This window comes from Legionella bozemanae, from assembly GCF_001648595.1.
Taxonomy (GTDB): Bacteria; Pseudomonadota; Gammaproteobacteria; order Legionellales; family Legionellaceae; genus Legionella; species Legionella bozemanae.
The window spans coordinates 1-1,200 of record NZ_LBAW01000074.1 but is presented as its reverse complement, the minus strand read 5'-3'; the positions used below and the strand labels follow the sequence as shown (position 1 = coordinate 1,200).

Genomic DNA, 1,200 nt, shown 5'->3' with positions numbered 1-1,200 from the left:
TGAAAACAGGAACTATATTGGGTTTGAGACTTTTTTTAAGAATGAGCATTATTTTTTTTGGAGTGGGGTTAGTGTCATGTGCTTCGACTCAATCAACTGTTAAGGAGATGCATTCTGAAAGTCAGTATGTTGGGGATTTTGGCGGTAATGGGGAGCATGTGCATGAATTACATTATAAGAATAAGAAAGTTCAGGAACACTAAGGATGGAAATGAATTTTTGGATTTGGGTACTGCTAGGGTTGTTGAGTATTGTGCTTGTGGGTGTTTTGGTTTTTCTCAAAAAACATAAGAAAACCATCCACTTTTATTCTTTTTTAATCATACTCCTAATCTTGGCAGCTATTTTTTTTCATGGAGTATCGTTTCAATTGCATTGATATGATTTCTGAATGAGCAAATTTCTCTTCTTTGTCATGTCAATGAATTAATGATGTCCATGTCCATGTCCATGAGGATGATATCCAATGAACGATTTATTAACGGATGTATTATTTTTGGGGTCATTCTTAGAGACATAATGTTCACAGGAGCATAATAAAGTGACAGAAATTAAAAGACAGCATCTCCAATTTTTTAATAAGATATGTTTTGTCATATATATTTTCTTTCTGTATGAGCTTATTACACATTATAGACAATGAGGTATGGAATATTAAAGAAATCGATTCCGATTTTTAAATTAATTGAACATGCTGACTTAAGCAAAATACAGGTCATTTTGTATGATTTTTGGAATAGCTACCTGAAAAATTCTATTAAAGAATTTAGTGAGGCGATAATGTGCAGAGGGATTTTAAGATCTCGTGCTGAATAGGAGGCGGTAATGAACACTGATGCAATCCCACGACGTTTTGTGATTCCATTGGGCACTCGATTGTTTATTGGATTTATGACTCTTGGATTACCTTTATTAATATTGATTATGCTTTTAGTGCCTAAAGTAAACTATATAATCCACTTGAATCATAAAATTCAAAATGAGAATTTACCTCCTATTCTTGATGCCCAAATTTATCAATCCCAAGACATCTTGGAGCATTGGGCAATGACAGGAGACCCAAAAGATAAGACTTATTTTGATAATACATGGAATGAAATTCATCAAGTTAGAGTCCAGGGTGATAAAGTAATCCAAGTGTTAGATAATCAAGAAATACAGCATAAATGGAAAAAGCTTCAACAGCTTTATAAATCGTTG

The 1,200-nt window shown here is 33.1% G+C and carries 1 protein-coding gene and 1 pseudogene; both read left to right on the top strand.

The features are described from left to right. Window positions 1-203 (top strand): hypothetical protein (locus tag A8O27_RS19160; protein WP_064115167.1); only part of this gene is annotated, 203 nt, incomplete at its 5' end. A 622-nt stretch (window positions 204-825) separates the two neighbouring features. Next, window positions 826-1,200: pseudogene (locus tag A8O27_RS18065) on the top strand (methyl-accepting chemotaxis protein); the annotation flags it as partial.